This is a genomic window from Streptomyces ureilyticus (genome assembly GCF_011045025.1).
Taxonomy (GTDB): domain Bacteria; phylum Actinomycetota; class Actinomycetes; order Streptomycetales; family Streptomycetaceae; genus Streptomyces; species Streptomyces ureilyticus.
Genome location: NZ_JAAKZX010000004.1, coordinates 78,759 through 105,387, shown reverse-complemented (window position 1 = coordinate 105,387; position 26,629 = coordinate 78,759). Strand labels below are relative to the sequence as shown.

Here is a 26,629-nt window from a genome sequence, read left to right as displayed (position 1 = left end):
TGCACTCCTGCGCCCCCGGCGCTCAAGGCCTTCGCCCGCTTCAGCGCCCATGAGCCGACTGCCCGAGGGTTCAGCCCTCAGATGCGGGATGCCAAGTTCGTCACCTGGACGGTGACCACGGACGACCTCCCGCTGGACTGGTCGGACGCGCTCCGGCGCCTGTAGTTCGAGGCCATGGAGTACGGCCCTGCCCTGACCGGCGGGCCGTTCTCGTACCCTTGTGCACGTGCAGGAACTCCACGACGCCCCACTGGCCCCACTGACCACCTTCCGGCTCGGCGGTCCCGCCGCGCGGCTGATCACCGCGTCAACCGACGCCGAGGTGGTCGCCGCCGTCCGCGAGGCCGACGACACCGGTACGCCGCTGCTGCTCATCGGCGGCGGCTCCAACCTGGTCATCGGCGACAAGGGCTTCGCGGGAACCGCCCTGCGCATCGCCACCCGCGGCTTCGAACTCGACGGTACGAAGCTGGAGTTGGCCGCCGGCGAGCTGTGGACCGAGGCGGTCGCCCGCACCGTCGAGGCGGGCCTCGCGGGCATCGAGTGCCTCGCCGGAATCCCCGGCTCCGCGGGCGCGACACCCATCCAGAATGTCGGCGCGTACGGTCAGGAAGTGTCGTCGACGATTACCGAAGTGATCGCATACGACCGGCAGACCCGAGAAACGGTCACGATCCCGAACGCCGAGTGCGCCTTCTCCTACCGCCACAGTCGCTTCAAGGCCGACCCCGAGCGCTTCGTCGTCCTGCGCGTCCGCTTCCAGCTGGAGGACGCGGACGGGCTCTCCGCGCCGATCAAGTACGCCGAGACCGCCCGCGCCCTGGGGGTCGAGGCCGGCGAGCGCGTACCCCTCGCGGACACCCGCGAGACCGTCCTGAAGCTGCGCTCCGGGAAGGGCATGGTCCTGGACCCCGAGGACCACGACACCTGGTCGGCAGGGTCCTTCTTCACCAACCCGATCCTCACCGACGAACAGTTCGCGGCGTTCCACGCGTGCGTGCAGGCACGCCTGGGCGCGGACGCCATCCCACCCGCGTACCCGGCGGGCAACGGCCACACCAAGACCTCCGCGGCCTGGCTGATCGACAAGTCCGGCTTCACCAAGGGCTACGGAACCGGCCCCGCACGCATCTCCACCAAGCACACCCTCGCCCTAACCAACCGCGGCGAGGCCACCACCGAGGATCTGCTCGCGCTGGCCCGCGAGGTCGTCGCCGGAGTCCACGCCGCCTTCGGCATCACACTGGTCAACGAACCGGTGATGGTGGGCGTCAACCTCTGATCAACCCACCGCCGCACAGGCGGGGCGCGCGTACCGAAGGATCAGACAAGCCAGTCGTCGATCCCGGACAGCAACTTCTTCTTGACGTCCGGAGGCGCAGCCGATGCCCGTACCGACTGCCGCGCCAGCTCCGCCAGTTCCGCATCCGTGAAACCGTGATGACGGCGCGCGATCTCGTACTGGGCGGCCAGACGCGAGCCGAACAGCAGGGGATCGTCCGCGCCGAGCGCCATAGGGACCCCTGCCTCGAAGAGCGTGCGCAAGGGGACGTCCTCCGGCTTTTCGTACACCCCTAGGGCGACGTTCGACGCCGGGCACACCTCACACGTCACACCACGGTCCGCGAGCCGCTTCAGCAGACGCGGGTCCTCGGCGGCCCGCACCCCGTGCCCGATCCGCGACGCGTCCAGGTCGTCCAGGCAGTCGCGCACCGACGAGGGCCCCGTCAGCTCGCCGCCGTGCGGAGCGGCCAGCAACCCGCCGTCACGCGCGATGGCGAAGGCCCGGTCGAAGTCCCGTGCCATGCCCCGGCGTTCGTCGTTGGAGAGCCCGAAGCCGACGATGCCGCGGTCCGCGTACCGCACGGCCAGCCGGGCCAGCGTGCGGGCGTCCAGCGGGTGCTTCATACGGTTCGCGGCCACCAGGACCCGTATCCCGAGCCCGGTCTCCCGCATGGCCGAGTCGACCGCGTCCAGGATGACCTCCAGGGCCGGAATCAGCCCGCCCAGGCGAGGCGCGTACGACGTCGGATCGACCTGGATCTCCAGCCAGCCGGAGCCGTCCCTGAGGTCCTCCTCGGCAGCCTCGCGCACCAGCCGCTGAATGTCCTCGGGCTCTCTGAGGCACGATCGCGCCGCGTCGTACAGCCGCTGGAAACGGAACCAGCCCCGCTCGTCCGTGGCCCGTAGCTTCGGCGGCTCCCCGCTGGTCAGCGCGTCGGGAAGATGGATCCCGTGCTTGTCGGCCAGTTCCAGCAGGGTGGTGATCCGCATCGACCCGGTGAAATGCAGGTGCAGATGGGCTTTCGGCAACTCAGAGACATCACGTACGTGGTGCATCCCAAGATCCTGCCGTACGTCGCTGTCGAGTCGGTAGCTCTTTCCCCGAACGTGGTCTTGCTCGCACTGAGAAGCGGGCCGCCTCCCCGAAGGGAAGCGACCCGCACACGCGCGTGGACGACGAAAACAAAAACGACGCCCCTAGGACGTACGAAAACTCAGGCCCGTGCCTCCGCCAGCAGCTTCTGGATCCGGGAGACACCCTCGACGAGGTCCTCGTCCCCGAGGGCGTACGAAAGCCGCAGGTAACCGGGTGTGCCAAAGGCCTCGCCCGGGACGACCGCGACCTCGGCCTCCTCCAGGATCAGGGCGGCCAACTCGACCGAGTCCTTCGGGCGCTTGCCGCGGATCTCCTTGCCGATGAGGGTCTTCACGGAGGGGTACGCGTAGAAGGCGCCCTCGGGCTCGGGGCAGACGACGCCGTCGATCTCGTTCAGCATCCGCACGATCGTCTTACGGCGCCGGTCGAAGGCCTCGCGCATCTTGGCGACGGCGTCCAGGTCGCCGGAGACGGCGGCGAGCGCGGCGATCTGCGCCACGTTCGACACATTGGAGGTGGCGTGCGACTGGAGGTTCGTCGCGGCCTTCACCACGTCCTTAGGGCCGATGATCCAGCCGACGCGCCAGCCCGTCATCGCGTAGGTCTTCGCCACGCCGTTGACCACGACGCACTTGTCGCGCAGCTCGGGCAGGAGGGCCGGCAGCGACACGGACGCGGCGTCTCCGTAGACGAGGTGTTCGTAGATCTCGTCCGTCATCACCCACAGGCCGTGCTCGACGGCCCAGCGGCCGATGGCCTCGGTGTCGGCGCGGTTGTAAACGGCGCCGGTCGGGTTGGACGGGGACACGAAGAGGACGACCTTCGTCTTCTCCGTACGGGCCGCCTCCAGCTGCTCGACTGAGACGCGGTAGCCGGTGGTCTCGTCGGCGACGACCTCGACCGGGACACCGCCGGCGAGGCGGATCGACTCCGGGTACGTCGTCCAGTACGGAGCCGGGACGATCACCTCGTCGCCCGGGTCGAGGATCGCGGCGAACGCCTCGTAGATGGCCTGCTTGCCGCCGTTGGTCACCAGGATCTGCGAGACCTCGGGCTCGTACCCGGAGTCGCGCAGCGTCTTGGCGGCGATCGCGGCCTTCAGCTCGGGAAGGCCGCCGGCCGGCGTGTAGCGGTGGTACTTCGGGTTCTTGCACGCCTCGATGGCGGCCTCGACGATGTAGTCCGGCGTCGGGAAGTCGGGTTCACCGGCGCCGAAGCCGATCACCGGACGTCCTGCGGCCTTCAGGGCCTTGGCCTTGGCGTCCACGGCGAGGGTGGCGGACTCGGAGATCGCACCGACTCGGGCGGAGACCCGGCGGTCGGTGGGAGGGGTTGCAGCGCTCATGGCGCCCATCGTTCCAGACCCGAAACGTCCGCGGCACACGGGTTTCACAGACTGAGCGGGCCCCGCCAAAGCCCGTACGGGCGCTATCTGTTCGACGACCGGCCGCCGACCACGTACACTCTCACCTCGTTGGCCTTCACCGGCCGCACGCACCGAGTGCACACCGAGCACCCGGACGGATGCGGTACGTTGAAGGGAAACAAAGGGTCGTAGCTCAATTGGTAGAGCACTGGTCTCCAAAACCAGCGGTTGGGGGTTCAAGTCCCTCCGGCCCTGCTACACACTCCTTCGTCAGGATGTGTGCGCATGTACGTACTGCAATGCACCCGCCGTGCGGCTCGACCGGGCGCGGCACGGCCACGACCCGGAATCAGGTGAGGACGAGTGACGGACGCCGTGGGCTCCATCGACATGCCTGATGCCCAGGATGAGGTGCCGGAGTCCAAGAAGAAGGGCCGCAAGGGCGGCAAGCGTGCCAAGAAGGGCCCGCTGAAGCGTCTCGCTCTCTTCTACCGCCAGATCGTCGCGGAACTCCGCAAGGTTGTCTGGCCGACTCGCAGCCAGCTGACGACATACACGACTGTGGTGATCGTCTTCGTTGTCATCATGATCGGTCTGGTGACTGTGATTGACTTTGGACTCGACAAGGCGGCCAAGTACGTCTTCGGCTGAGCCAAGCGCGAAGGGCGCCGTACTCGGCGCCCCATTTCGCGTGTTCCACCCCTATGTATCGAGGAAGAAGCAGCCACCGTGTCTGACCCGAACCTGAACGACGCCATCGAGTCGGCGGAGTCCGTTGAGGACGAGCTCGACATCGTCGAGGCTGCGGACGCTGAGAAGAACGTCGAGACCACCGACAACGCCGAGGACACCGAAGAGGCTGCCCTGACCGAGGCTGCCGAGGACGCGGCCGTCGACGAGGAAGCTGCGGAAGAAGCCCCGGAGGAAGCCGAGGCCGCGGAGGAAGAGGCCGAGCCGGTCGACCCGGTCACCGCCCTCCGTGAGGAACTTCGCGGGCTGCCCGGCGAGTGGTACGTCATCCACACCTACGCCGGTTACGAGAAGCGCGTGAAGGCCAACCTGGAGCAGCGCGCCGTCTCGCTGAACGTCGAGGACTTCATCTACCAGGCCGAGGTCCCCGAGGAAGAGATCGTCCAGATCAAGAACGGCGAGCGCAAGAACGTCCGGCAGAACAAGCTGCCCGGTTACGTCCTCGTTCGCATGGACCTGACGAACGAGTCCTGGGGCGTCGTCCGCAACACGCCCGGCGTCACCGGCTTCGTGGGCAACGCCTACGACCCGTACCCGCTGACCCTGGACGAGATCGTCAAGATGCTCGCCCCGGAGGCCGAGGAGAAGGCCGCCCGCGAGGCCGCCGAGGCCGAGGGCAAGCCGGCTCCGGCTCGCAAGATGGAGGTCCAGGTACTGGACTTCGAGGTCGGCGACTCGGTCACCGTCACCGACGGCCCGTTCGCGACGCTCCAGGCGACCATCAACGAGATCAACGCCGACTCGAAGAAGGTCAAGGGCCTCGTCGAGATCTTCGGTCGCGAGACTCCGGTCGAGCTGTCCTTCGACCAGATCCAGAAGAACTAGCTTCCCGGAATCCAGAAGGACCGGCTTCTCGGAGTCTTCTGGAACACCCGCTTCCGTCCAGGTCAGGCGATCGCTCGAACGGTCGCCTGACCTGCTCGGTTTCAGGCTGTGCCACGTTGGCCGTTATCGTGGTGCGGTTGCCTTCGCGGCAACATGACAAGGCAAGACACAAGAAAAGGCAGAGGACCCGGAATGCCTCCCAAGAAGAAGAAGGTCACGGGGCTGATCAAGCTCCAGATCCAGGCCGGTGCCGCCAACCCGGCTCCGCCGGTCGGCCCGGCGCTGGGCCAGCACGGCGTCAACATCATGGAGTTCTGCAAGGCCTACAACGCCGCGACCGAGTCGCAGCGTGGCTCGGTGATCCCGGTGGAGATCACGGTCTACGAGGACCGTTCCTTCACCTTCATCACCAAGACGCCGCCGGCCGCCAAGATGATCCTCAAGGCCGCGGGCGTGCAGAAGGGCTCCGGCGAGCCGCACAAGACCAAGGTCGCCAAGATCACTGAGGCGCAGGTCCGCGAGATCGCCACCACCAAGATGCCCGACCTGAACGCGAACGACCTGGACGCCGCGGCGAAGATCATCGCCGGTACCGCGCGTTCCATGGGCATCACGGTCGAGGGCTGAACCCCACCTTCGTAAGGCCATGCGGCTCGCAAGGCCGCACGTGGAAGGGCCTGCTCGGTCCGTACCACGACTCCTTCAGAACACATCAGGAGCAGCAGTGAGCAAGCGCAGCAAATCTCTCCGCGCTGCGGACGCCAAGATCGACCGGGAGAAGCTGTACGCCCCGCTCGAGGCCGTGCGTCTCGCCAAGGAGACCTCCACCACCAAGTTCGACGGCACCGTCGAGGTCGCCTTCCGCCTGGGCGTCGACCCGCGCAAGGCCGACCAGGTGGTCCGTGGCACCGTCAACCTCCCGCACGGCACCGGCAAGACCGCCCGGGTCCTGGTCTTCGCGACCGGTGACCGTGCCGAGGCCGCGACTGCCGCGGGCGCCGACATCGTCGGCTCCGACGAGCTGATCGACGAGGTGTCGAAGGGCCGTCTGGACTTCGACGCCGTCGTCGCCACCCCTGACCTCATGGGCAAGGTCGGCCGCCTCGGCCGCGTCCTCGGCCCGCGTGGTCTGATGCCGAACCCGAAGACCGGCACCGTGACCCCGGACGTGGTCAAGGCCGTGACCGAGATCAAGGGCGGCAAGATCGAGTTCCGCGTCGACAAGCACTCGAACCTGCACTTCATCATCGGCAAGTCGTCCTTCGACGACACCAAGCTGGTGGAGAACTACGGCGCCGCGCTGGAGGAGATCCTCCGTCTGAAGCCGTCCGCGGCCAAGGGGCGCTACATCAAGAAGGCCGCGATCAGCACCACGATCGGCCCCGGCATTCCGGTCGACCCGAACCGCACCCGCAACCTCCTCGTCGAGGAGGACCCGGCCGCCGTCTGAGTCCAGGACTCATCCGGCAGTCGCGTACGCGTTCTTGTCAGCGGGCCCCGCAACCTTTCGAGGTGCGGGGCCCGTCCCTTTGGTCTGAGTGAATTTACGGAGCCGGATGTCAGTGGCCTGCGCTAGCGTGCGGGGCACAGGAATCACATAGGGGTGGGGACGAATGAAGAGCACGAGTGTGCGCCGCGTGGGCCTGTCGATCGCGGTGGTGGCCGCGTTGACGGGGGTGGCGGCCTGCAGTGGCTCGGACTCCGGCAAGGGCTCGGGGGACGACGGCAAGGCGGCCGGCAAGGCCCCGACCCGTGTGAGCCCGATAGCGGCCCTGCGTTCCGTGGAGACGACCACCGACAAGGCCGACTCCGCCAAGGTCGAGGCCACGACGACCATGGGCTCGATGATGTCCATGAAGGCGGACGGTGCGCTCGGCTGGGCCGACGGACTCACCGGCAATCTGACGATCACGTACACCGGCGGGACGATGGCCGACACGATGCGTCAGATGGGCTCCACCTCGATGGAGGCCCGCTATCTGCCGGACGCCTACTACGCGAAGATGGGCGACCAGTTCGCCGCGCAGTCGGGCGGCAAGCACTGGATCAAGTACGCGTACGACGATCTCGCGGACCTCGCGGGCGGCTCGGGGGCGTATCTGAAGGACCAGATGCAGAACACCACGCCCAACCAGTCGGTGAAGCTGCTGCTGGCCTCCGGCGATGTGCGCAAGGTCGGCGAGGAGACGGTGCGCGGGGTGAACACCACGCACTACTCGGGGACGGTGGACGTCGCGGATCTCGCAGTGCGGAACTCAAGTCTCAGCGAGGCGCAACTGGCTGACCTGAAGAGGCAGTTGGAGCAGGCCGGGATCACCACCGAGACGGTCGACATCTGGGTCGACGATGACGATCTGCTGGTGAAGAAGGTCGAGAAGGGCAAGCTGGCGACCGGGGAGATGTCCTCCACGGCGTACTACAGCGACTACGGGGTGGAGGTCTCCGCCGAGGAGCCTCCGGCCGCCGACACCGCGGACTTCAAGGACCTGGTGGGTCAGCAGCCGTCGGCGTGACCGCTCCGCCAGTGAGCGTGCGCCCAGAGCGGTCGGCTGGTCGTGCACCGGCCGCTCCCGGCGGATTTGCTTGACACTCGGCTGGTCGCGTACTCTTCCACGGAAGCCAAAGACCGCTGGTCGTTGCCATGTGCTCGTACGAGGACATGGTGGCCGAAGGATCCGCTGAACTGCGGACGACCCGCGCAGGTGACTGTGGAAGAGCTCCCGTATCCCGCCAGGGATGTCCGGTCGAGTTCACGCCCCGTGCGCCTGCGCCGGGGCGTTTCGTTTTGAAGTTGAAGACGAGCCCCTTCCTCGCGTGCCTGATTCAGGCGGTCCGGCGACGTGCGGCTGATCGAGAGGTCAGTCGAGGATCATCACCCCGGAAGGAGGCCGAGGCACATGGCGACGTCCAACAAGGTCGCAGAGGACAAAGTCGCAGCCGTTGAAGAGATCACGACGAAGCTGCGCAACTCCAACGCAGCTGTCGTGACTTCTTACGTCGGACTGTCCGTGGCGCAGCTCCAGGAGCTGCGCCGTTCTCTCGGCGAGAACGCTCAGTACCGAGTGGTGAAGAACACGCTGACCCAGATCGCGGCCAAGGAGGCCGGGGTCGAGCTGGACGAGCACCTTGAGGGCTCGACCGCTGTTGCCTTCGTGACCGGTGACCCGGTCGAGGCGGCGAAGGGTCTTCGTGACTTTGCCAAGAACAACCCCGCTCTCGTCATCAAGGGCGGTGTCCTTGAGGGCAAGTCGTTGTCCGCCGACGAGATCAAGAAGCTTGCGGACCTCGAGTCCCGCGAGGTTCTGCTCGCCAAGCTGGCAGGCGCCATGAAGGCCAAGCCGTCCCAGGCTGCCGCGGTCTTCCAGGCGCTTCCCTCGAAGTTCGTCCGCACCGCGGAGGCGCTTCGTGCCAAGCAGGCCGAGCAGGGCGGTGCCGAGTAATTCGGCTCGCACATTGACCGCGGCCTCAAGGCAGCAGCCCTGAGGCGACGGTCGAAGCGGGCCCAACGTACGCCCGCCGACATGTACATCCGGCACCAGCCGAATTAGTGGAAGGATCGCCCATCATGGCGAAGCTCAGCCAGGAAGACCTGCTCGCGCAGTTCGAGGAGATGACCCTCATCGAGCTCTCCGAGTTCGTGAAGGCCTTCGAGGACAAGTTCGACGTCACCGCCGCCGCTCCGGCCGCCGTCGTCGCCGCCGGTGGCCCGGCCGCCCCGGCCGCCGAGGCCGAGCCCGAGCAGGACGAGTTCGACGTCATCCTCACGGGTGCCGGCGACAAGAAGATCCAGGTCATCAAGGTCGTGCGTGAGCTGACCTCCCTGGGCCTGAAGGAGGCCAAGGACCTCGTGGACGGCGCCCCGAAGCCCGTCCTCGAGAAGGTCGCCAAGGACGCCGCCGACAAGGCTGCCGAGTCTCTCAAGGGCGCCGGCGCCTCCGTCGAGGTCAAGTAAGTCTCCAAGTGCGGCCGCGGCCGCACGGCGACTTCCCGTGACGCAGCTCTCCCGCAGGGCTGTAACGCGGACGCACTGAGGAGCGATCACCCAGTTGGGTGGTCGCTCTTCGGCGTTCGAGGGGGTGCCGTGGCGGCTGCCTTGCGCTGTAGGTGGCGGCGAGTATGGTGATCTTCGTTGTGCCTCCGGCCGCCTCGGTGACGGGCAGCAGACCGGGCTGCAAGTGACGATCGCAGCACCCGGTTTGGGCTTGGGGGGCCTTGACGAACCGCACGCAGCGCGCAATTCTCAGGACGCGTCGTCACAACGATCCGGATCCGAGGCATGGATCGACGGCGAAGAGGGAAGTATCGATGTGCATTGAGGGCGTGGCTTGCAGCAGGGGTTGAGAACAACGAGGGTCTTCAAAAACCCGAACTGGACATCAGTGGGCCAAGTGGCTACACTGACCCTTTGCGCTGCCTGTTAGCTGCCTCCTGCCCGTCACCAGGGGCATGCCCTCGCTTGAGCACTGTGGATTGAAACGGTTCTGACCTGGCCTTCGTTGGCTGATTCAGGAAACGTCTGTCTCTGTGCCCGGCTTGGGACCGGTACGCGCGTAGTGAGTCCGAGCCCTCGGAAGGACCCCCTCTTGGCCGCCTCGCGCACTGCCTCGACCGCGAATACGAACAACGGCGCCAGCACTGCCCCGCTGCGCATCTCCTTTGCAAAGATCAAGGAGCCCCTCGAGGTTCCGAACCTTCTTGCGCTGCAGACCGAAAGCTTCGACTGGCTGCTCGGTAACGACGCGTGGAAGGCTCGTGTCGAGGCGGCTCTGGACAGTGGACAGGACGTCCCCACCAAGTCCGGCCTGGAGGAGATCTTCGAGGAGATCTCTCCGATTGAGGATTTCTCCGGGTCGATGTCGCTGACCTTCCGCGACCACCGTTTCGAGCCTCCGAAGAACTCCATCGACGAGTGCAAGGAGCGCGACTTCACGTACGCCGCCCCGCTCTTCGTCACCGCCGAGTTCACCAACAACGAGACCGGCGAGATCAAGTCCCAGACCGTCTTCATGGGCGACTTCCCGCTCATGACCGGCAAGGGCACCTTCGTCATCAACGGCACCGAGCGTGTCGTGGTGTCGCAGCTGGTCCGTTCGCCGGGTGTCTACTTCGACTCCTCCATCGACAAGACGTCCGACAAGGACATCTTCTCCGCGAAGGTCATCCCGTCCCGGGGTGCCTGGCTGGAGATGGAGATCGACAAGCGCGACATGGTCGGCGTACGCATCGACCGTAAGCGCAAGCAGTCCGTGACCGTTCTGCTCAAGGCTCTCGGTTGGACGACCGAGCAGATCCTCGAGGAGTTCGGCGAGTACGAGTCCATGCGCGCCACCCTGGAGAAGGACCACACCCAGGGCCAGGACGACGCACTGCTCGACATCTACCGCAAGCTGCGTCCGGGCGAGCCCCCGACCCGTGAGGCCGCGCAGACGCTGCTCGAGAACCTCTACTTCAACCCCAAGCGTTACGACCTCGCCAAGGTCGGCCGCTACAAGGTCAACAAGAAGCTGGGCGGTGACGCCCCGCTGGACGCCGGGATCCTGACCGTCGAGGACATCATCTCGACGATCAAGTACCTGGTGAAGCTGCACGCCGGTGAGACCGAGACGGTCGGCGACAGCGGCACGCAGATCGTCGTCGAGACCGACGACATCGACCACTTCGGCAACCGTCGTCTGCGTAACGTCGGCGAGCTCATCCAGAACCAGGTCCGTACGGGTCTGGCGCGTATGGAGCGCGTCGTGCGTGAGCGCATGACGACTCAGGACGTCGAGGCGATCACGCCGCAGACCCTGATCAACATCCGGCCGGTCGTCGCCTCCATCAAGGAGTTCTTCGGCACCAGCCAGCTGTCGCAGTTCATGGACCAGAACAACCCGCTGTCGGGTCTCACCCACAAGCGCCGTCTGTCGGCTCTTGGCCCGGGTGGTCTCTCCCGTGAGCGGGCCGGCTTCGAGGTCCGTGACGTGCACCCGTCGCACTACGGCCGCATGTGCCCGATCGAGACCCCTGAAGGCCCGAACATCGGCCTGATCGGCTCGCTCGCCTCGTACGGCCGGGTCAACGCGTTCGGCTTCGTCGAGACGCCGTACCGCCGGGTCACCGACGGTTTCGTCACCGACGAGGTCGACTACCTGACCGCCGACGAGGAAGACCGCTTCGTCATCGCGCAGGCCAACGCGCCGCTGTCGGACGACATGCGGTTCGAGGAGTCCCGCGTGCTGGTTCGCCGCCGTGGTGGCGAGGTCGACTACGTCCCCGGTGACGACGTCGACTACATGGACGTCTCCCCGCGCCAGATGGTGTCGGTCGCGACCGCCATGATCCCGTTCCTCGAGCACGACGACGCCAACCGTGCCCTCATGGGCGCGAACATGATGCGTCAGGCCGTGCCGCTGATCACCGCCGAGGCCCCCCTCGTCGGTACGGGCATGGAGTACCGCTGCGCCGTCGACGCCGGTGACGTCATCAAGGCCGAGAAGGCGGGTGTGGTCCAGGAGGTCTCCGCGGACTACGTCACGGTCGCCAACGACGACGGCACGTACACCACGTACCGGGTTGCCAAGTTCTCCCGTTCCAACCAGGGCACCTCGGTCAACCAGAAGGTCATCGTCCACGAGGGCGACCGGGTCATCGAGAGCCAGGTGCTCGCCGACGGTCCGGCCACCCAGGAAGGCGAGATGGCGCTGGGCAAGAACCTGCTCGTCGCCTTCATGCCGTGGGAAGGCCACAACTACGAGGACGCGATCATCCTGTCGCAGCGCCTCGTTCAGGACGACGTCCTCTCCTCGATCCACATCGAGGAGCACGAGGTCGACGCCCGTGACACCAAGCTCGGCCCCGAGGAGATCACCCGGGACATCCCGAACGTCTCCGAGGAGGTCCTCGCCGACCTCGACGAGCGCGGCATCATCCGTATCGGTGCCGAGGTCGTCGCCGGCGACATCCTCGTCGGCAAGGTCACGCCCAAGGGTGAGACCGAGCTGACGCCGGAGGAGCGCCTGCTCCGTGCGATCTTCGGTGAGAAGGCGCGCGAAGTGCGCGACACCTCGCTGAAGGTGCCGCACGGCGAGATCGGCAAGGTCATCGGCGTCCGCGTCTTCGACCGCGAGGAGGGCGACGAGCTGCCCCCCGGTGTGAACCAGCTGGTGCGCGTGTACGTGGCGCAGAAGCGCAAGATCACCGACGGTGACAAGCTCGCCGGCCGTCACGGCAACAAGGGCGTCATCTCGAAGATCCTGCCGATCGAGGACATGCCGTTCTTGGAGGACGGCACCCCGGTCGACATCATCCTCAACCCGCTGGGTGTGCCGTCCCGAATGAACCCGGGACAGGTACTGGAGATCCACCTCGGCTGGCTCGCCAGCCAGGGCTGGGACGTCTCCGGACTCGCCGACGAGTGGGCGGAGCGTCTGCAGGTCATCGGCGCCGACCAGGTCGACCCGCGTACGAACGTGGCGACCCCGGTCTTCGACGGTGCCCGCGAGGACGAGCTGGCCGGTCTGCTGGAGCACACCATCCCGAACCGCGACGGCGACCGCATGGTCCTCCCGTCCGGCAAGGCGCGTCTGTTCGACGGCCGCTCCGGCGAGCCGTTCCCGGACCCGATCTCGGTCGGGTACATGTACATCCTCAAGCTGCACCACCTGGTCGACGACAAGCTGCACGCCCGCTCGACCGGTCCGTACTCCATGATCACCCAGCAGCCGCTGGGTGGTAAGGCCCAGTTCGGTGGCCAGCGGTTCGGTGAGATGGAGGTGTGGGCGCTGGAGGCTTACGGCGCCGCATACGCCCTCCAGGAGCTGCTGACCATCAAGTCCGACGACGTCACCGGCCGCGTGAAGGTCTACGAGGCCATCGTCAAGGGCGAGAACATTCCCGAGCCCGGCATCCCCGAGTCCTTCAAGGTGCTCATCAAGGAGATGCAGTCCCTGTGCCTCAACGTGGAGGTGCTGTCCTCGGACGGCATGTCCATCGAGATGCGCGACACGGACGAGGACGTCTTCCGCGCTGCGGAGGAGCTTGGCATCGACCTGTCCCGGCGTGAGCCGAGCAGCGTCGAAGAGGTCTGACGGGAGTCCGGCGGCCTTCGTCATGAAGGCCGCCGGCCCCAGGACCCCCGTATCAGACCCCATGACTTACAACCCTGAGAGGGATTGACGCATAGTGCTCGACGTCAACTTCTTCGACGAGCTCCGGATCGGTCTGGCCACCGCTGACGACATCCGTCAGTGGAGCCACGGCGAGGTCAAGAAGCCCGAGACGATCAACTACCGCACGCTCAAGCCCGAAAAGGACGGACTCTTCTGCGAGAAGATCTTCGGTCCGACCCGGGACTGGGAGTGCTACTGCGGCAAGTACAAGCGTGTCCGCTTCAAGGGCATCATCTGTGAGCGCTGTGGCGTCGAGGTCACTCGCGCCAAGGTGCGCCGTGAGCGGATGGGCCACATCGAGCTGGCTGCTCCCGTCACCCACATCTGGTACTTCAAGGGCGTTCCGTCGCGCCTTGGCTACCTGCTCGACCTCGCCCCGAAGGACCTCGAGAAGGTCATCTACTTCGCCGCGTACATGATTACGTACGTGGACGAGGAGCGCCGTACGCGCGATCTGCCCTCCCTGGAGGCGCATGTCTCCGTGGAGCGTCAGCAGGTCGAGAACCGTCGCGACGCCGACCTCGAGGCCCGCGCCAAGAAGCTCGAGACCGACCTGGCCGAGCTCGAGGCCGAGGGCGCCAAGGCCGACGTACGCCGCAAGGTGCGCGAAGGTGCCGAGCGGGAGATGAAGCAGCTGCGTGACCGTGCGCAGCGCGAGATCGACCGGCTCGACGAGGTGTGGACGCGCTTCAAGAACCTCAAGGTCCAGGACCTGGAGGGCGACGAGCTCCTCTACCGCGAGCTGCGTGACCGCTTCGGCACGTACTTCGACGGTTCGATGGGTGCGGCTGCCCTGCAAAAGCGCCTGGAGTCCTTCGACCTCGACGAGGAGGCCGAGCGCCTCCGCGAGATCATCCGTACCGGCAAGGGCCAGAAGAAGACCCGTGCGCTGAAGCGGCTGAAGGTCGTGTCTGCCTTCCTGCAGACCTCCAACAGCCCCAAGGGCATGGTCCTCGACTGCGTCCCGGTCATCCCGCCGGACCTTCGCCCGATGGTGCAGCTGGACGGTGGCCGCTTCGCGACCTCCGACCTGAACGACCTGTACCGCCGTGTGATCAACCGCAACAACCGTCTGAAGAGGCTCCTCGACCTCGGCGCGCCCGAGATCATCGTCAACAACGAGAAGCGCATGCTTCAGGAGGCCGTTGACGCCCTCTTCGACAACGGTCGTCGTGGTCGCCCGGTGACCGGTCCCGGTAACCGTCCCCTGAAGTCCCTCAGCGACATGCTGAAGGGCAAGCAGGGTCGCTTCCGGCAGAACCTGCTCGGTAAGCGAGTCGACTACTCGGCGCGTTCCGTGATCGTCGTCGGTCCGCAGCTGAAGCTGCACCAGTGCGGTCTGCCGAAGGCGATGGCGCTGGAGCTCTTCAAGCCGTTCGTGATGAAGCGCCTGGTGGACCTGAACCACGCGCAGAACATCAAGAGCGCGAAGCGCATGGTGGAGCGCGGCCGTACGGTCGTGTACGACGTCCTCGAAGAGGTCATCGCCGAGCACCCGGTTCTGCTGAACCGTGCTCCCACCCTGCACCGCCTCGGCATCCAGGCCTTCGAGCCGCAGCTGGTCGAGGGCAAGGCCATCCAGATCCACCCGCTCGTCTGCACCGCGTTCAACGCGGACTTCGACGGTGACCAGATGGCCGTGCACCTGCCGCTGTCCGCGGAGGCGCAGGCCGAGGCCCGCATCCTGATGCTGTCCTCGAACAACATCCTCAAGCCCGCCGACGGCCGTCCGGTGACGATGCCGACCCAGGACATGGTCCTCGGTCTGTTCTTCCTCACCACCGACGGCGAGCTGCGGGACGTCAAGGGCGAGGGCCGGTCCTTCGGCTCCGCGGCCGAGGCGATCATGGCGTTCGACGCCGGCGAGCTCTCGCTGCAGTCGCGCGTGGACATCCGCTTCCCGGTGGGCACCATCCCGCCGCGCGGCTGGACCCCGCCGGCGCGCGAGGAGGGCGAGCCGGAGTGGCAGCAGGGTGACACCTTCCGCCTGAAGACGACCCTGGGCCGTGCGCTCTTCAACGAGCTGCTGCCCGAGGACTACCCCTTCGTCGACTACGAGGTCGGCAAGAAGCAGCTCTCCGAGATCGTCAACGACCTCGCCGAGCGCTACCCCAAGGTCATCGTGGCGGCGACGCTCGACAACCTGAAGGCTGCCGGCTTCTACTGGGCGACCCGTTCCGGCGTCACCGTGGCCATCTCCGACATCGTCGTTCCCGAGGCGAAGAAGGAGCTCGTCAAGGGTTACGAGGCGCAGGACGAGAAGGTCCAGAAGCAGTACGAGCGCGGTCTGATCACCAAGGACGAGCGCACGCAGGAGCTCATCGCGATCTGGACCAAGGCGACCAACGAGGTTGCCGAGGCGATGAACGCGAACTTCCCGAAGACGAACCCCATCTTCATGATGGTTGACTCGGGTGCCCGAGGAAACATGATGCAGATGCGCCAGATCGCCGGTATGCGTGGTCTGGTGTCGAACGCCAAGAACGAGACGATCCCGCGTCCCATCAAGGCGTCGTTCCGTGAGGGTCTGTCCGTGCTGGAGTACTTCATCTCCACGCACGGTGCCCGTAAGGGTCTGGCGGACACCGCTCTGCGTACCGCCGACTCGGGTTACCTCACCCGTCGTCTCGTCGACGTCTCCCAGGACGTCATCATCCGCGAGGAGGACTGCGGCACCGACCGTGGCCTCCGGCTGCAGATCGCGGACCGGGACGCGGCGGGCAACCTGGTCAAGGCGGACAACGTCGAGACGTCCGTGTACGCACGTGCGCTGGCCGAGGACATTGTCGCCGACGGCAAGGTGCTGGCCCCCGCCAACACCGACCTGGGCGACGTCCTCATCGACGAGCTGGTGAGGCACGGCGTCTCGGAGGTCAAGACCCGTTCGGTCCTGACCTGTGAGTCCGCCGTCGGCACCTGCGCCATGTGCTACGGCCGTTCGCTGGCCACCGGCAAGCTGGTCGACATCGGTGAGGCGGTCGGCATCATCGCCGCCCAGTCCATCGGTGAGCCCGGCACGCAGCTGACGATGCGTACCTTCCACACCGGTGGTGTGGCCGGTGACGACATCACCCAGGGGCTGCCCCGTGTCGTCGAGCTCTTCGAGGCTCGTACGCCCAAGGGTGTCGCCCCGATCTCCGAGGCCTCCGGCCGCGTACGGATCGAGGAGACCGAGAAGACCAAGAAGCTCGTTGTCACCCCGGACGACGGCAGCGACGAGACGGCGTACCCGATCTCGAAGCGCGCCAAGCTCCAGGTGCGCGAGGGCGACCACGTCGAGGTGGGCCAGAAGCTCACCTACGGTGCCACCAACCCGCACGACGTGCTGCGCATCCTTGGTCAGCGGGCCGTTCAGGTCCACCTGGTCGGCGAGGTGCAGAAGGTCTACAACTCGCAGGGTGTGTCGATCCACGACAAGCACATCGAGATCATCATCCGGCAGATGCTGCGCCGGGTGACGATCATCGAGTCCGGCGACGCCGAGCTGCTGCCCGGTGAGCTCGTGGAGCGCTCGAAGTTCGAGACCGAGAACCGTCGTGTGGTCCAGGAAGGCGGCCACCCGGCCTCCGGCCGTCCGCAGCTGATGGGTATCACCAAGGCCTCGCTGGCCACCGAGTCGTGGCTGTCGGCGGCGTCCTTCCAGGAGACGACCAGGGTCCTCACGGACGCGGCGATCAACGCCAAGTCCGACTCCCTGATCGGCCTCAAGGAGAACGTCATCATCGGTAAGCTCATCCCGGCCGGTACGGGCCTGTCCCGCTACCGCAACATCCGGGTCGAGCCGACCGAGGAGGCCAAGGCCGCGATGTACTCGGCCGTCGGCTACGACGACATCGACTACTCGCCGTTCGGCACGGGCTCCGGCCAGGCCGTTCCGCTGGAGGACTACGACTACGGTCCGTACAACCAGTAAGCGAGCAGCTTGAGTTGGAGGGCGGTCACCCCGGGTTCGGGGTGACCGCCCTTCGGCGTGCCGCGTGCTTTCACGGAACTGAAAATGCGGGCAAGGGAACCGATGCCGATATTGGCGCGTTAGAGGATGATGGAGGCATTGAGCCCCCGGGGGAGGTGTCCGTGTCGTACCCATCGCAGTGGCAGCCGTGGCAGGGCGGCAACAGCCCGCAGTCCTGGCAGGGCCAGAGCAGTTCGTCGATGCTGGCCTCCCACGCCGACCGGGAGCGCGCAGTCGACGTGCTCAGAGCGGGCTTCGGTGAGGGGCGCCTGCAGCAGGACGAGCTCGAGAAGCGGATCGCGAGGGCCTACCAGGCCCGTACGGTCGGCGAGCTGGCCCTGCTCGTCGCCGACCTGCCACAGGGCCCCATGCCCGTGCCCATGGCCGCCTCGATGCCTGTACCGCGGACCTTCCTGCCCGCACAGCCGCCACCCACCAACGGCAAGGCGGTCGGTTCCATGGTCTGCGGTGTGCTCACCACGATGACCTTCGGTATCACCGGCCTCCCCGCGGTGATCCTGGGCCACACGGCACGCACCGAGATACGCCGCACCGGCGAGAGCGGTGAGGGCTTCGCGATGGCCGGACTCATCCTCGGCTGGCTGTCCGTCGCGGGCTGGGGCCTGTTCCTGATGCTCATGATCGTGGCGGGAGCATCGGGCGGCTGACAGCCCAGGTCCTGGGCGGCGCCCATTTGTTTTGACCGCAGCGTATGAGGTAGGTACGCTCAGACCTTGTGCCTGGGGTGTGCCCTGGCTTCCGTGCGTGCCTTCAGACCGCAACGGGATCCGTCACTGGCCACCGTAATCTGCGCCCTTTCTGCCTTGCGGCGGGAATCTGCAGCATTCGACACACCCGACCGCGTGGGTCGGCAACGTTCCAGGTTAGCTTCACCATCGGCACACAGAAACCGGAGAAGTAGTGCCTACGATCCAGCAGCTGGTCCGTAAGGGCCGGCAGGACAAGGTCGAGAAGAACAAGACGCCCGCACTCGAGGGTTCCCCTCAGCGTCGGGGCGTCTGCACGCGTGTGTTCACGACCACCCCGAAGAAGCCGAACTCGGCCCTGCGTAAGGTCGCGCGTGTGCGTCTGACCAGCGGGATCGAGGTCACCGCTTACATTCCGGGTGAGGGACACAACCTGCAGGAGCACTCCATCGTGCTCGTGCGTGGCGGCCGTGTGAAGGACCTGCCGGGTGTTCGCTACAAGATCATCCGTGGCTCCCTCGACACCCAGGGTGTCAAGAACCGCAAGCAGGCCCGCAGCCGCTACGGCGCCAAGAAGGAGAAGTAAGAATGCCTCGTAAGGGCCCCGCCCCGAAGCGCCCGGTCATCATCGACCCGGTCTACGGTTCTCCTCTGGTGACCTCCCTCATCAACAAGGTGCTGCTGAACGGCAAGCGCTCCACCGCCGAGCGCATCGTGTACGGCGCCATGGAGGGTCTGCGTGAGAAGACGGGCAACGACCCGATCATCACGCTGAAGCGCGCGCTGGAGAACATCAAGCCGACCCTCGAGGTCAAGTCCCGCCGTGTCGGTGGCGCCACCTACCAGGTTCCGATCGAGGTCAAGCCCGGTCGTGCCAACACCCTGGCGCTGCGCTGGCTGGTCGGTTACTCCCGCGCCCGTCGCGAGAAGACCATGACCGAGCGTCTGCTCAACGAACTTCTGGACGCCTCGAACGGCCTCGGCGCGGCCGTGAAGAAGCGCGAGGACACCCACAAGATGGCCGAGTCCAACAAGGCCTTCGCGCACTACCGCTGGTAGTCGCTACCCACATCGAGACCGAGAGAAGACCGAAGCCTTATGGCTACCACTTCACTTGACCTGGCCAGGGTCCGGAACATCGGGATCATGGCCCACATCGACGCGGGCAAGACGACCACCACCGAGCGGATCCTGTTCTACACCGGCGTCTCCTACAAGATCGGTGAGGTCCACGACGGCGCTGCCACCATGGACTGGATGGAGCAGGAGCAGGAGCGTGGCATCACGATCACCTCCGCTGCCACCACCTGTCACTGGCCGCTGAACAACGACGACTACACCATCAACATCATCGACACCCCGGGTCACGTCGACTTCACCGTCGAGGTGGAGCGCTCGCTGCGCGTGCTCGACGGTGCCGTGACGGTGTTCGACGGTGTCGCCGGTGTCGAGCCGCAGTCCGAGACGGTGTGGCGTCAGGCCGACCGTTACGGCGTGCCGCGCATCTGCTTCGTCAACAAGCTGGACCGTACCGGCGCCGAGTTCCACCGTTGCGTGGACATGATCTCGGACCGTCTGGGCGCCCAGCCGATCGTCATGCAGCTGCCGATCGGTGCCGAGGCCGACTTCAAGGGCGTTGTGGACCTGGTCCGCATGAAGGCGCTCGTGTGGTCCGCCGAGGCGGCGAAGGGCGAGATGTACGACACCGTCGACATCCCGGCCACGCACGCCGAGGCCGCCGAGGAGTGGCGCGGCAAGCTGCTCGAGGCCGTCGCGGAGAACGACGAAGAGATCATGGAGCTGTACCTGGAGGGCGTGGAGCCCACCGAGGAGCAGCTGTACGCCGCGATCCGTCGCATCACCATCGCGTCCGGCAAGTCCAACGACACCACGGTCACCCCGGTGTTCTGTGGCACCGCGTTCAAGAACAAGGGCGTCCAGCCCCTGCTCGACGCGGTTGTGCGCTACCTCCCGACTCCGCTCGACGTCGAGGCCATCGAGGGCCACGACGTCAAGGACCCGGAGCTGGTCGTCAAGCGCAAGCCGTCCGAGGACGAGCCGCTGTCTGCCCTTGCCTTCAAGATCATGAGCGACCCGCACCTGGGCAAGCTCACCTTCGTCCGGGTTTACTCGGGCCGCCTGGAGACCGGCACCGCGGTGCTGAACCCGGTCAAGGGCAAGAAGGAGCGCATCGGCAAGATCTACCGTATGCACGCGAACAAGCGTGAGGAGATCGCGGCGGTGGGCGCCGGCGACATCGTCGCTGTGATGGGCCTGAAGCAGACCACGACCGGTGAGACGCTGTGCGACGACAAGCAGCCGGTGATCCTGGAGTCCATGGACTTCCCGGCGCCGGTCATCCAGGTCGCCATCGAGCCCAAGTCCAAGGGTGACCAGGAGAAGCTGGGTGTCGCCATCCAGCGTCTCGCGGAGGAGGACCCCTCCTTCCAGGTCCACTCGGACGAGGAGACCGGCCAGACCATCATCGGCGGCATGGGCGAGCTGCACCTCGAGGTGCTGGTCGACCGCATGAAGCGCGAGTTCAAGGTCGAGGCCAACGTCGGCAAGCCGCAGGTGGCCTACCGCGAGACGATCCGCAAGGCCGTCGAGCGTGTGGACTACACGCACAAGAAGCAGACCGGTGGTACGGGTCAGTTCGCCAAGGTGCAGATCGCGGTCGAGCCGATCGAGGGCGGCGACGCCTCGTACGAGTTCGTGAACAAGGTGACCGGTGGTCGCATCCCGAAGGAGTACATCCCTTCGGTCGACGCCGGCTGCCAGGAGGCCATGCAGTTCGGCATCCTCGCCGGCTACGAGATGACGGGCGTTCGCGTCACGCTCATCGACGGCGGCTACCACGAGGTCGACTCCTCCGAGCTCGCGTTCAAGATCGCCGGTTCGCAGGCCTTCAAGGAGGCCGCGCGCAAGGCCAGCCCCGTGCTGCTCGAGCCGATGATGGCCGTAGAGGTCACCACGCCCGAGGACTACATGGGCGAGGTCATCGGTGACATCAACTCCCGACGTGGTCAGATCGAGGCCATGGAGGAGCGTGCCGGTGCCCGCGTTGTGAAGGGCCTGGTTCCGCTGTCGGAGATGTTCGGCTACGTCGGCGACCTCCGCAGCAAGACATCGGGTCGCGCGAGCTACTCGATGCAGTTCGACTCCTACGCCGAGGTTCCCCGGAACGTCGCCGAGGAGATCATCGCGAAGGCCAAGGGCGAGTAACTCACCCGAGTTCACGCCTTAGGCTTGACTCCGGAGCTTGCTGGGGCATTCCGTCACCATCGTGGCTGGAGTGCCCCGGGCCCCGGCTTTCCAGCAAAGATCACCTGGCGCCGATGAGTAAGGCGTACAGAACCACTCCACAGGAGGACCCCAGTGGCGAAGGCGAAGTTCGAGCGGACTAAGCCGCACGTCAACATCGGCACCATCGGTCACATCGACCACGGTAAGACGACCCTCACGGCCGCCATTACCAAGGTGCTGCACGACGCGTACCCGGACCTGAACGAGGCCTCGGCCTTCGACCAGATCGACAAGGCTCCTGAGGAGCGCCAGCGCGGTATCACGATCTCCATCGCGCACGTCGAGTACCAGACGGAGACGCGTCACTACGCGCACGTCGACTGCCCCGGTCACGCGGACTACATCAAGAACATGATCACGGGTGCGGCGCAGATGGACGGCGCCATCCTCGTGGTCGCCGCCACCGACGGCCCGATGCCGCAGACCAAGGAGCACGTGCTCCTGGCCCGCCAGGTCGGCGTTCCGTACATCGTCGTCGCCCTGAACAAGGCCGACATGGTGGACGACGAGGAGATCCTGGAGCTCGTCGAGCTCGAGGTCCGTGAGCTGCTCTCCGAGTACGAGTTCCCGGGCGACGACCTGCCGGTCGTCAAGGTCTCGGCGCTCAAGGCCCTCGAGGGCGACAAGGAGTGGGGCAACTCAGTCCTCGAGCTGATGAAGGCCGTCGACGAGGCGATCCCGCAGCCCGAGCGTGACGTCGACAAGCCGTTCCTGATGCCGATCGAGGACGTCTTCACGATCACCGGTCGTGGCACCGTCGTCACCGGTCGTATCGAGCGGGGTGTCCTCAAGGTCAACGAGACCGTTGACATCGTGGGCATCAAGCAGGAGAAGACCACCACCACGGTCACCGGCATCGAGATGTTCCGCAAGCTGCTCGACGAGGGCCAGGCCGGTGAGAACGTCGGTCTGCTGCTTCGTGGCATCAAGCGCGAGGACGTCGAGCGCGGCCAGGTCATCATCAAGCCGGGCTCGGTCACCCCGCACACCGAGTTCGAGGCGCAGGCGTACATCCTGTCCAAGGACGAGGGTGGCCGTCACACGCCGTTCTTCAACAACTACCGTCCTCAGTTCTACTTCCGTACGACTGACGTGACCGGTGTTGTGACCCTCCCCGAGGGCACGGAGATGGTCATGCCGGGCGACAACACTGAGATGAAGGTCGAGCTCATCCAGCCCGTCGCCATGGAAGAGGGCCTGAAGTTCGCCATCCGCGAGGGTGGCCGGACCGTGGGCGCCGGCCAGGTCACCAAGATCAACAAGTGAGCTTGTTGACTTGACCTGGTAGCTCCGCTGCGAGCTCCATAAAGGGCCCGTACGACTTCGGTCGTACGGGCCCTTTTGCTGTTTTGCGGGTCTTCGACTTGCCGGTGCTTGGCTTACCGGTACTCAGCTCAGCGGCTGACGGTGAAATTCCTTTGGGTCCGCTCGTGCAGGGCGATGCCGACCGAGACCGAGACATTGAGGGACTCGGTGGAATGGAACATCGGGATGGAAACCGTTGTGGCGGACGTCTTCTTGAACAATTCGGAGGGTCCGCCCTTTTCGCTGCCGAACAGCAGGGCCAGTCGTTCCTGCTTTTCGCCGAGGTCCTTGACGGTGAGTTCGCCGCCCGCTTCGAAGGCCATCAACGGCATTTCGTTGTCGCGGACGAAGGCGACCGCGTCCTCGCGGCTGGCGAGAACGACGGGAAGGGAGAAGACGTAGCCCCGGCTCGCCCTCAGCAGACGCCGGTCGGCGATGGTGGCGAGATCGCTGTCGACCAGGACGATTCCCGAGGCCCCCAGCGCGAGCGAAGTCCGCACGATCGCGCCGATGTTCCCGACGATCTTCACCCCGTCGAGTACGACGACGTCTCCGCCGCGCTCCGCGATGTCCTGGAACCGAGCGGGCCGGGGGACGCGGGCGATGCCGAACGTCTTGGCCTTTCGCTCGCCTTTGAAGAGCTGATTGACGACCGACGATTCGACGAGGCGGACCGGCACATTTCGCTGTCGACAGAGGTCGAGCAGTTCGGGCGAGAACGGAGTGCTGTCGCTTCCGTACACCTCGATGAATTCCACCCCCGCTCCCAGGCATTGCATAAGAGGTTCGGTGTCCTCGATCAATACCGTCTTGATGCTGGTTCTCGACGGCTTGGTGACGTCGAGAATTCGCTGCATCGCGGGATCGGAAAGGGAAGTGATGGTGGCCAGCTCGCTCATGTGTCGATCCTAACAGCGCTGTGTAACGGCGAATATCGACGAAAAAGTGCGTGCGTCGTTGCGCCTGTTCACAGGGACGAGGCGGGCCACGATCAGTGCAAGGTCGGGACTTCGCCGCCCTCGACTCTGCTCAGCGTCACCCCCGGTAGGCCGCGCAGCCGGTTTTTCGCGACAGCCGCGAGGTGGTCCGGAGCCGGTGGGTTGAGGCCCAGGCCGATGGCGTAGCGGAGTGGGTCCGTGGTGAAGGGGCGGGGCCAGGCATGGGCGGCCGGTGCCGCGTCCGACAGGTCGGTCAGCAGGGCTCGCATCCTGCCCCGTACCCGGCCCGCGTCAGCGGCGGGGCCGACCGTCACGACCGCCCAGGCCGCGTGGCGGCGGTGCAGCGGGGGAGGGGACAGCAGCTCGGGCCACGGGAACGGGTCCGGGGCCGCGTCCAGCAACTCCCAGGCGCGGAACAGCTCTTGGGTGATGAGGTCTCGCATGCCCGCCGTGACCTGGTCCGTGCAGGGGCGGACCGGGTCGGACGGCGTCGTGATCGGGAGGGGGAGGGACTGGCGAGACGGTTCGCCCCGCTTGCCTGGATCGCCGACCGGGACTCGCCAGTCCCAGGCCGCCCACGTCGCGAAGAAGTGCCGTAGGAGATCGGCCGGGGGCAGGTCGCCGGCCTCGCTCGCGGTACGGGCCGCCAGGACGGACCAGGCCAGGCCCGGCAGCCCGCCGAACGGTGCCGAATCCAGGCCGCGTGCCTTCGCCCACGCCTTGACCTGCGTGGCCAGCCGGGCGAAAGCCGGTCCGTGGGTGCCGACGGAAGCGAGGAGCGCGTCGGCGTCGCTCACCGCGCTGAGCGCGATCGCCGCCGCCTCGCCCAGTTCGGCCCGGTGGTTCACCGCCTCGGTGGGGTCCATCGGTCCGGTGGCCACGATGACCACATCCACGTCCAGCCCGTCCAGCCACAACCGCAGGCCGGGTACGCGCGCCCCGACCACCTCCCGTACGTCGCTCGCCTCGGGCAGGGCTTCGGTCAACTTCGCCTGTACGGCGGCGAGTTCGACCGTGCCGGGGAGCGCCGCCACCAGGTCCAGATCCGCACCCGGCAGCGCGCAGCCCATGCGCCGGGAGCCGACGACGTGGACGACGCCGCCGGGGAGGGCCTGCGCGATGCGATGGGTGATGCGGTCGGCCACAGCGGTGTCTGCCACGTCCATGTCGACGGCGTCGTACCCGTCCCCGTCCCCGAACCCGTAGTCCACGCCCGTATCGCCGGCGTCGTACCCGTAGTGCTCGGCAGCCTCGTACCCGTGATGCGGGGCCTCCTCCGCCCACCGCACCTCTCCCGTGCCCAACGTCACCGTCCCCCGCAACCGCATCGGCTCGTCCCCGCGCCGCGACAGCAGCGCCAGCTCGCCGATCCGGACCGGCATGGGGGTGAGCCGGGCCTCGCAGGCGGCGGCCAGCGTGTTCGGGTCGGTGGTGCGGCCCAGGCTCAGGTGCGGGGTGAAGGCCGCGTGGCGGCCTCGGCAGTGGGGGAAGTGGCGTACGAGGGTGCGGTGCAGCTCGGCCCATGGCTCCTCGTCGGCCGCCGCCGGGTCCAGCCACACCGTCGCGTAGTCCCGGTGGCCGAACCAGTTCACGCCCTCCAGCCGGGCGTCGAAGGGAGCCGTCCTGGCCGCCGCGAGCACGGATGCCGCCTGCTCGAAGGCGTGCTCCGGTACGAAGCCGAAGAGGACGTTCACGTGTGGGGGCCAGCGGTGGATCTGCGGGTCGTGGTTCCGGCGGATGTCCTGGAGGGGCGGCCACAGCTCCTGGGGCGGGAGCCACGCCAGGGCCGTACGGGGAGTCGGCCGCGCGTCGAGGACGTCGTACGCCCCTGTCTCGGCCGAGTCCGCCGAGTGCGCCGTCAGCTCGACGCGTACCCCGTAGTGATCGGAGATGTGGAGGCCGTCGGCCGTGGGAGTGTTGCCGCACAGCTCGGCTCGCCGCACGCGCAGGCCCTCCGTGCGCAGCAGCACCCGGTCCAGTCGGGAGACTCGGCCGGTGAGGGAGGAGACCGCGGCCAATGGGTTGGCGCTCGGGTCGAACGTCGGCGTCCGGTCGTCGGCGCCGTGCGTCTCGCTCCACGCGTCCCGCATACCGAGGGTCACTTGCGGTGTGTCGCCGCCGTCGTTGAAGTCGCCCATCAGGACAAGGTCGTCGTCCAGAGGCGCCAACCCCTCGGCGATACGGGTGAGTTCGGCTTCGCGGCGGTCGGCGCCGTTCTCGGAGTGGTCGCTGCTGAGGTGCGTCGCGGCGACGATGAGGGGCCGCGTGCCTGTCTCCACGACCAGTGAGGTCACCGCCTTGTGCGGGCCCAGTGCGTGGTGCGCCGCCTCGCGGACGGGCAACCGGCTCAGGAGCAGCAGGCCGCAGTCGTCCACGTCTCCGGACCCGGGGTCCGTGCCGATCGTCCAGTCCGCCCGGACCCACGGCTCCCGCAACAGCATGCCCAGCAGCTCCGCCTCGACCTCCTGCAGCGCGATCACGTCCACGTCGGCGTCCCGCAGGGCCCGCAGGAGCAGAGGTCGGCGGCGGGCGCTGTCGATGCGGTCGGCGTCGTACCGGTCCCAGAGGGTGTTCCAGGTCAGGACCCGCACAGCGCCCGGGGCGGGTGCGGTCCCGTGGGGTGGGCGCGCGGGCCGCCAGTCGTCGCCGTCCCAGGCGTACGGCGTACGGGCCGTGTAGAACGGCGCCCGAAGCCGTCGTGCCTCCCGAACCCGCCCGGCCTCCGTCGCGTCGATCCGGTCCACGCCCGTGGACCGGTCCCACACCACCTCGCCGTCGGCCTCGAAGAACAGCACCCGGTGCCACGGGATCTCGCCGCCCGGCACGAAGGCGGGCAGCGGAACACGCTTGGGGTCGGCGCCGCGCTGCATCACTCCCAGCACGAAGCGGGCCGGGTCGAAGCGCGCGTCCCAGCGCACCCGGTGGTAGATCTCCTCGCTCGTACGCACCG

General features: G+C 66.8%; 19 protein-coding genes and 1 tRNA gene. 16 read left to right on the top strand and 4 right to left on the bottom strand.

Features of this window, described 5'->3' with window-relative positions; all coding sequences use genetic code 11:
• The first annotated feature begins 226 nt into the window (after positions 1-226).
• Positions 227-1,282: a UDP-N-acetylmuramate dehydrogenase gene (locus G6048_RS02330; protein ID WP_165337698.1), complete on the top strand. Its 1,056-nt coding sequence runs from the start codon at positions 227-229 to the stop codon at positions 1,280-1,282.
• 41 nt (positions 1,283-1,323) lie between these two features.
• On the opposite strand, the gene G6048_RS02325 is transcribed toward G6048_RS02330, so the two are convergent.
• Together G6048_RS02325 and G6048_RS02320 are read right to left on the bottom strand one after the other, a co-directional pair.
• Positions 1,324-2,340, bottom strand: coding sequence for an adenosine deaminase (locus G6048_RS02325; protein ID WP_165337697.1), 1,017 nt, complete (start codon positions 2,338-2,340; stop codon positions 1,324-1,326).
• Positions 2,341-2,498: 158 nt separating this feature from the next.
• On the bottom strand, positions 2,499-3,725 hold the full coding sequence (locus tag G6048_RS02320) for a pyridoxal phosphate-dependent aminotransferase (protein ID WP_165337696.1): 1,227 nt from the start codon (positions 3,723-3,725) through the stop codon (positions 2,499-2,501).
• 203 nt (positions 3,726-3,928) lie between these two features.
• Between G6048_RS02320 and G6048_RS02315 the strand changes: the two genes are divergently transcribed.
• The 15 genes from G6048_RS02315 (at position 3,929) to tuf (ending at position 22,702) form a co-directional block, all read left to right on the top strand.
• Positions 3,929-4,001: transfer RNA gene (locus G6048_RS02315), tRNA-Trp, on the top strand.
• A 108-nt stretch (positions 4,002-4,109) separates the two neighbouring features.
• Complete coding sequence (gene secE, locus G6048_RS02310) at positions 4,110-4,397, top strand: preprotein translocase subunit SecE (protein WP_165261552.1); 288 nt, start codon at positions 4,110-4,112, stop codon at positions 4,395-4,397.
• Positions 4,398-4,475: 78 nt separating this feature from the next.
• A complete protein-coding gene (gene nusG, locus G6048_RS02305; RefSeq protein WP_165337695.1) occupies positions 4,476-5,321 on the top strand; it encodes a transcription termination/antitermination protein NusG in 846 nt (281 codons plus the stop codon).
• Positions 5,322-5,513: 192 nt separating this feature from the next.
• Positions 5,514-5,948 carry a 50S ribosomal protein L11 gene (gene rplK, locus G6048_RS02300; RefSeq protein ID WP_165337694.1) on the top strand — a complete coding sequence of 145 codons (435 nt, stop codon included), beginning with the start codon at positions 5,514-5,516 and terminating at the stop codon, positions 5,946-5,948.
• 97 nt (positions 5,949-6,045) lie between these two features.
• Positions 6,046-6,771 carry a 50S ribosomal protein L1 gene (gene rplA, locus G6048_RS02295; RefSeq protein WP_165337693.1) on the top strand — a complete coding sequence of 242 codons (726 nt, stop codon included), beginning with the start codon at positions 6,046-6,048 and terminating at the stop codon, positions 6,769-6,771.
• Between the two features lie 163 nt (positions 6,772-6,934).
• Positions 6,935-7,834: a hypothetical protein gene (locus tag G6048_RS02290; RefSeq protein WP_165337692.1), complete on the top strand. Its 900-nt coding sequence runs from the start codon at positions 6,935-6,937 to the stop codon at positions 7,832-7,834.
• 384 nt (positions 7,835-8,218) lie between these two features.
• Positions 8,219-8,761: a 50S ribosomal protein L10 gene (gene rplJ, locus G6048_RS02285; RefSeq protein ID WP_165337691.1), complete on the top strand. Its 543-nt coding sequence runs from the start codon at positions 8,219-8,221 to the stop codon at positions 8,759-8,761.
• A 125-nt stretch (positions 8,762-8,886) separates the two neighbouring features.
• Positions 8,887-9,273 carry a 50S ribosomal protein L7/L12 gene (gene rplL, locus G6048_RS02280; RefSeq protein ID WP_165337690.1) on the top strand — a complete coding sequence of 129 codons (387 nt, stop codon included), beginning with the start codon at positions 8,887-8,889 and terminating at the stop codon, positions 9,271-9,273.
• Between the two features lie 631 nt (positions 9,274-9,904).
• The gene (rpoB, locus tag G6048_RS02275; RefSeq protein ID WP_165337689.1) at positions 9,905-13,390 is read left to right on the top strand and encodes a DNA-directed RNA polymerase subunit beta; all 3,486 of its coding nucleotides are present in this window, start codon (positions 9,905-9,907) and stop codon (positions 13,388-13,390) included.
• Positions 13,391-13,484: 94 nt separating this feature from the next.
• Positions 13,485-17,384 (top strand): DNA-directed RNA polymerase subunit beta', encoded by a 3,900-nt coding sequence (locus G6048_RS02270; RefSeq protein WP_165337688.1) that lies wholly within the window; start codon positions 13,485-13,487, stop codon positions 17,382-17,384.
• Positions 17,385-17,545: 161 nt separating this feature from the next.
• Complete coding sequence (locus G6048_RS02265; protein WP_408056111.1) at positions 17,546-18,091, top strand: DUF1707 and DUF4190 domain-containing protein; 546 nt, start codon at positions 17,546-17,548, stop codon at positions 18,089-18,091.
• A 253-nt stretch (positions 18,092-18,344) separates the two neighbouring features.
• Entirely contained in the window at positions 18,345-18,716 is a 372-nt protein-coding gene (rpsL, locus tag G6048_RS02260) for a 30S ribosomal protein S12 (protein WP_003948652.1), read from the top strand.
• A gap of 2 nt (positions 18,717-18,718) precedes the next feature.
• Positions 18,719-19,189: a 30S ribosomal protein S7 gene (rpsG, locus tag G6048_RS02255; RefSeq protein WP_003992340.1), complete on the top strand. Its 471-nt coding sequence runs from the start codon at positions 18,719-18,721 to the stop codon at positions 19,187-19,189.
• Positions 19,190-19,228: 39 nt separating this feature from the next.
• Positions 19,229-21,355 carry an elongation factor G gene (fusA, locus tag G6048_RS02250; protein WP_165337687.1) on the top strand — a complete coding sequence of 709 codons (2,127 nt, stop codon included), beginning with the start codon at positions 19,229-19,231 and terminating at the stop codon, positions 21,353-21,355.
• A gap of 153 nt (positions 21,356-21,508) precedes the next feature.
• Positions 21,509-22,702 (top strand): elongation factor Tu, encoded by a 1,194-nt coding sequence (gene tuf, locus G6048_RS02245; protein WP_033319627.1) that lies wholly within the window; start codon positions 21,509-21,511, stop codon positions 22,700-22,702.
• A gap of 128 nt (positions 22,703-22,830) precedes the next feature.
• Here tuf and nshR read toward each other — a convergent pair whose 3' ends face one another.
• Both nshR and G6048_RS02235 read right to left on the bottom strand, forming a co-directional pair.
• A complete protein-coding gene (gene nshR / locus G6048_RS02240; RefSeq protein WP_165337686.1) occupies positions 22,831-23,640 on the bottom strand; it encodes an NshR/TsnR family 23S rRNA methyltransferase in 810 nt (269 codons plus the stop codon).
• 92 nt (positions 23,641-23,732) lie between these two features.
• Positions 23,733-26,627, bottom strand: a complete 2,895-nt coding sequence (locus G6048_RS02235) for a poly(A) polymerase (RefSeq protein WP_165337685.1) — start codon at positions 26,625-26,627, stop codon at positions 23,733-23,735.
• Between the last annotated feature and the right edge of the window lie 2 nt (positions 26,628-26,629).

Coding starts and splice junctions, on each gene's coding strand:
- rplL (WP_165337690.1), top strand. CDS start 8,887: ATGGCGAAGCTCAGCCAGGAAGACCTGCTCGCGCAGTTCGAGGAGATG.
- rplJ (WP_165337691.1), top strand. CDS start 8,219: ATGGCGACGTCCAACAAGGTCGCAGAGGACAAAGTCGCAGCCGTTGAA.
- rplK (WP_165337694.1), top strand. CDS start 5,514: ATGCCTCCCAAGAAGAAGAAGGTCACGGGGCTGATCAAGCTCCAGATC.
- G6048_RS02290 (WP_165337692.1), top strand. CDS start 6,935: ATGAAGAGCACGAGTGTGCGCCGCGTGGGCCTGTCGATCGCGGTGGTG.
- G6048_RS02320 (WP_165337696.1), bottom strand. CDS start 3,725: ATGAGCGCTGCAACCCCTCCCACCGACCGCCGGGTCTCCGCCCGAGTC.
- rpsG (WP_003992340.1), top strand. CDS start 18,719: ATGCCTCGTAAGGGCCCCGCCCCGAAGCGCCCGGTCATCATCGACCCG.
- G6048_RS02325 (WP_165337697.1), bottom strand. CDS start 2,340: ATGCACCACGTACGTGATGTCTCTGAGTTGCCGAAAGCCCATCTGCAC.
- nshR (WP_165337686.1), bottom strand. CDS start 23,640: ATGAGCGAGCTGGCCACCATCACTTCCCTTTCCGATCCCGCGATGCAG.
- fusA (WP_165337687.1), top strand. CDS start 19,229: ATGGCTACCACTTCACTTGACCTGGCCAGGGTCCGGAACATCGGGATC.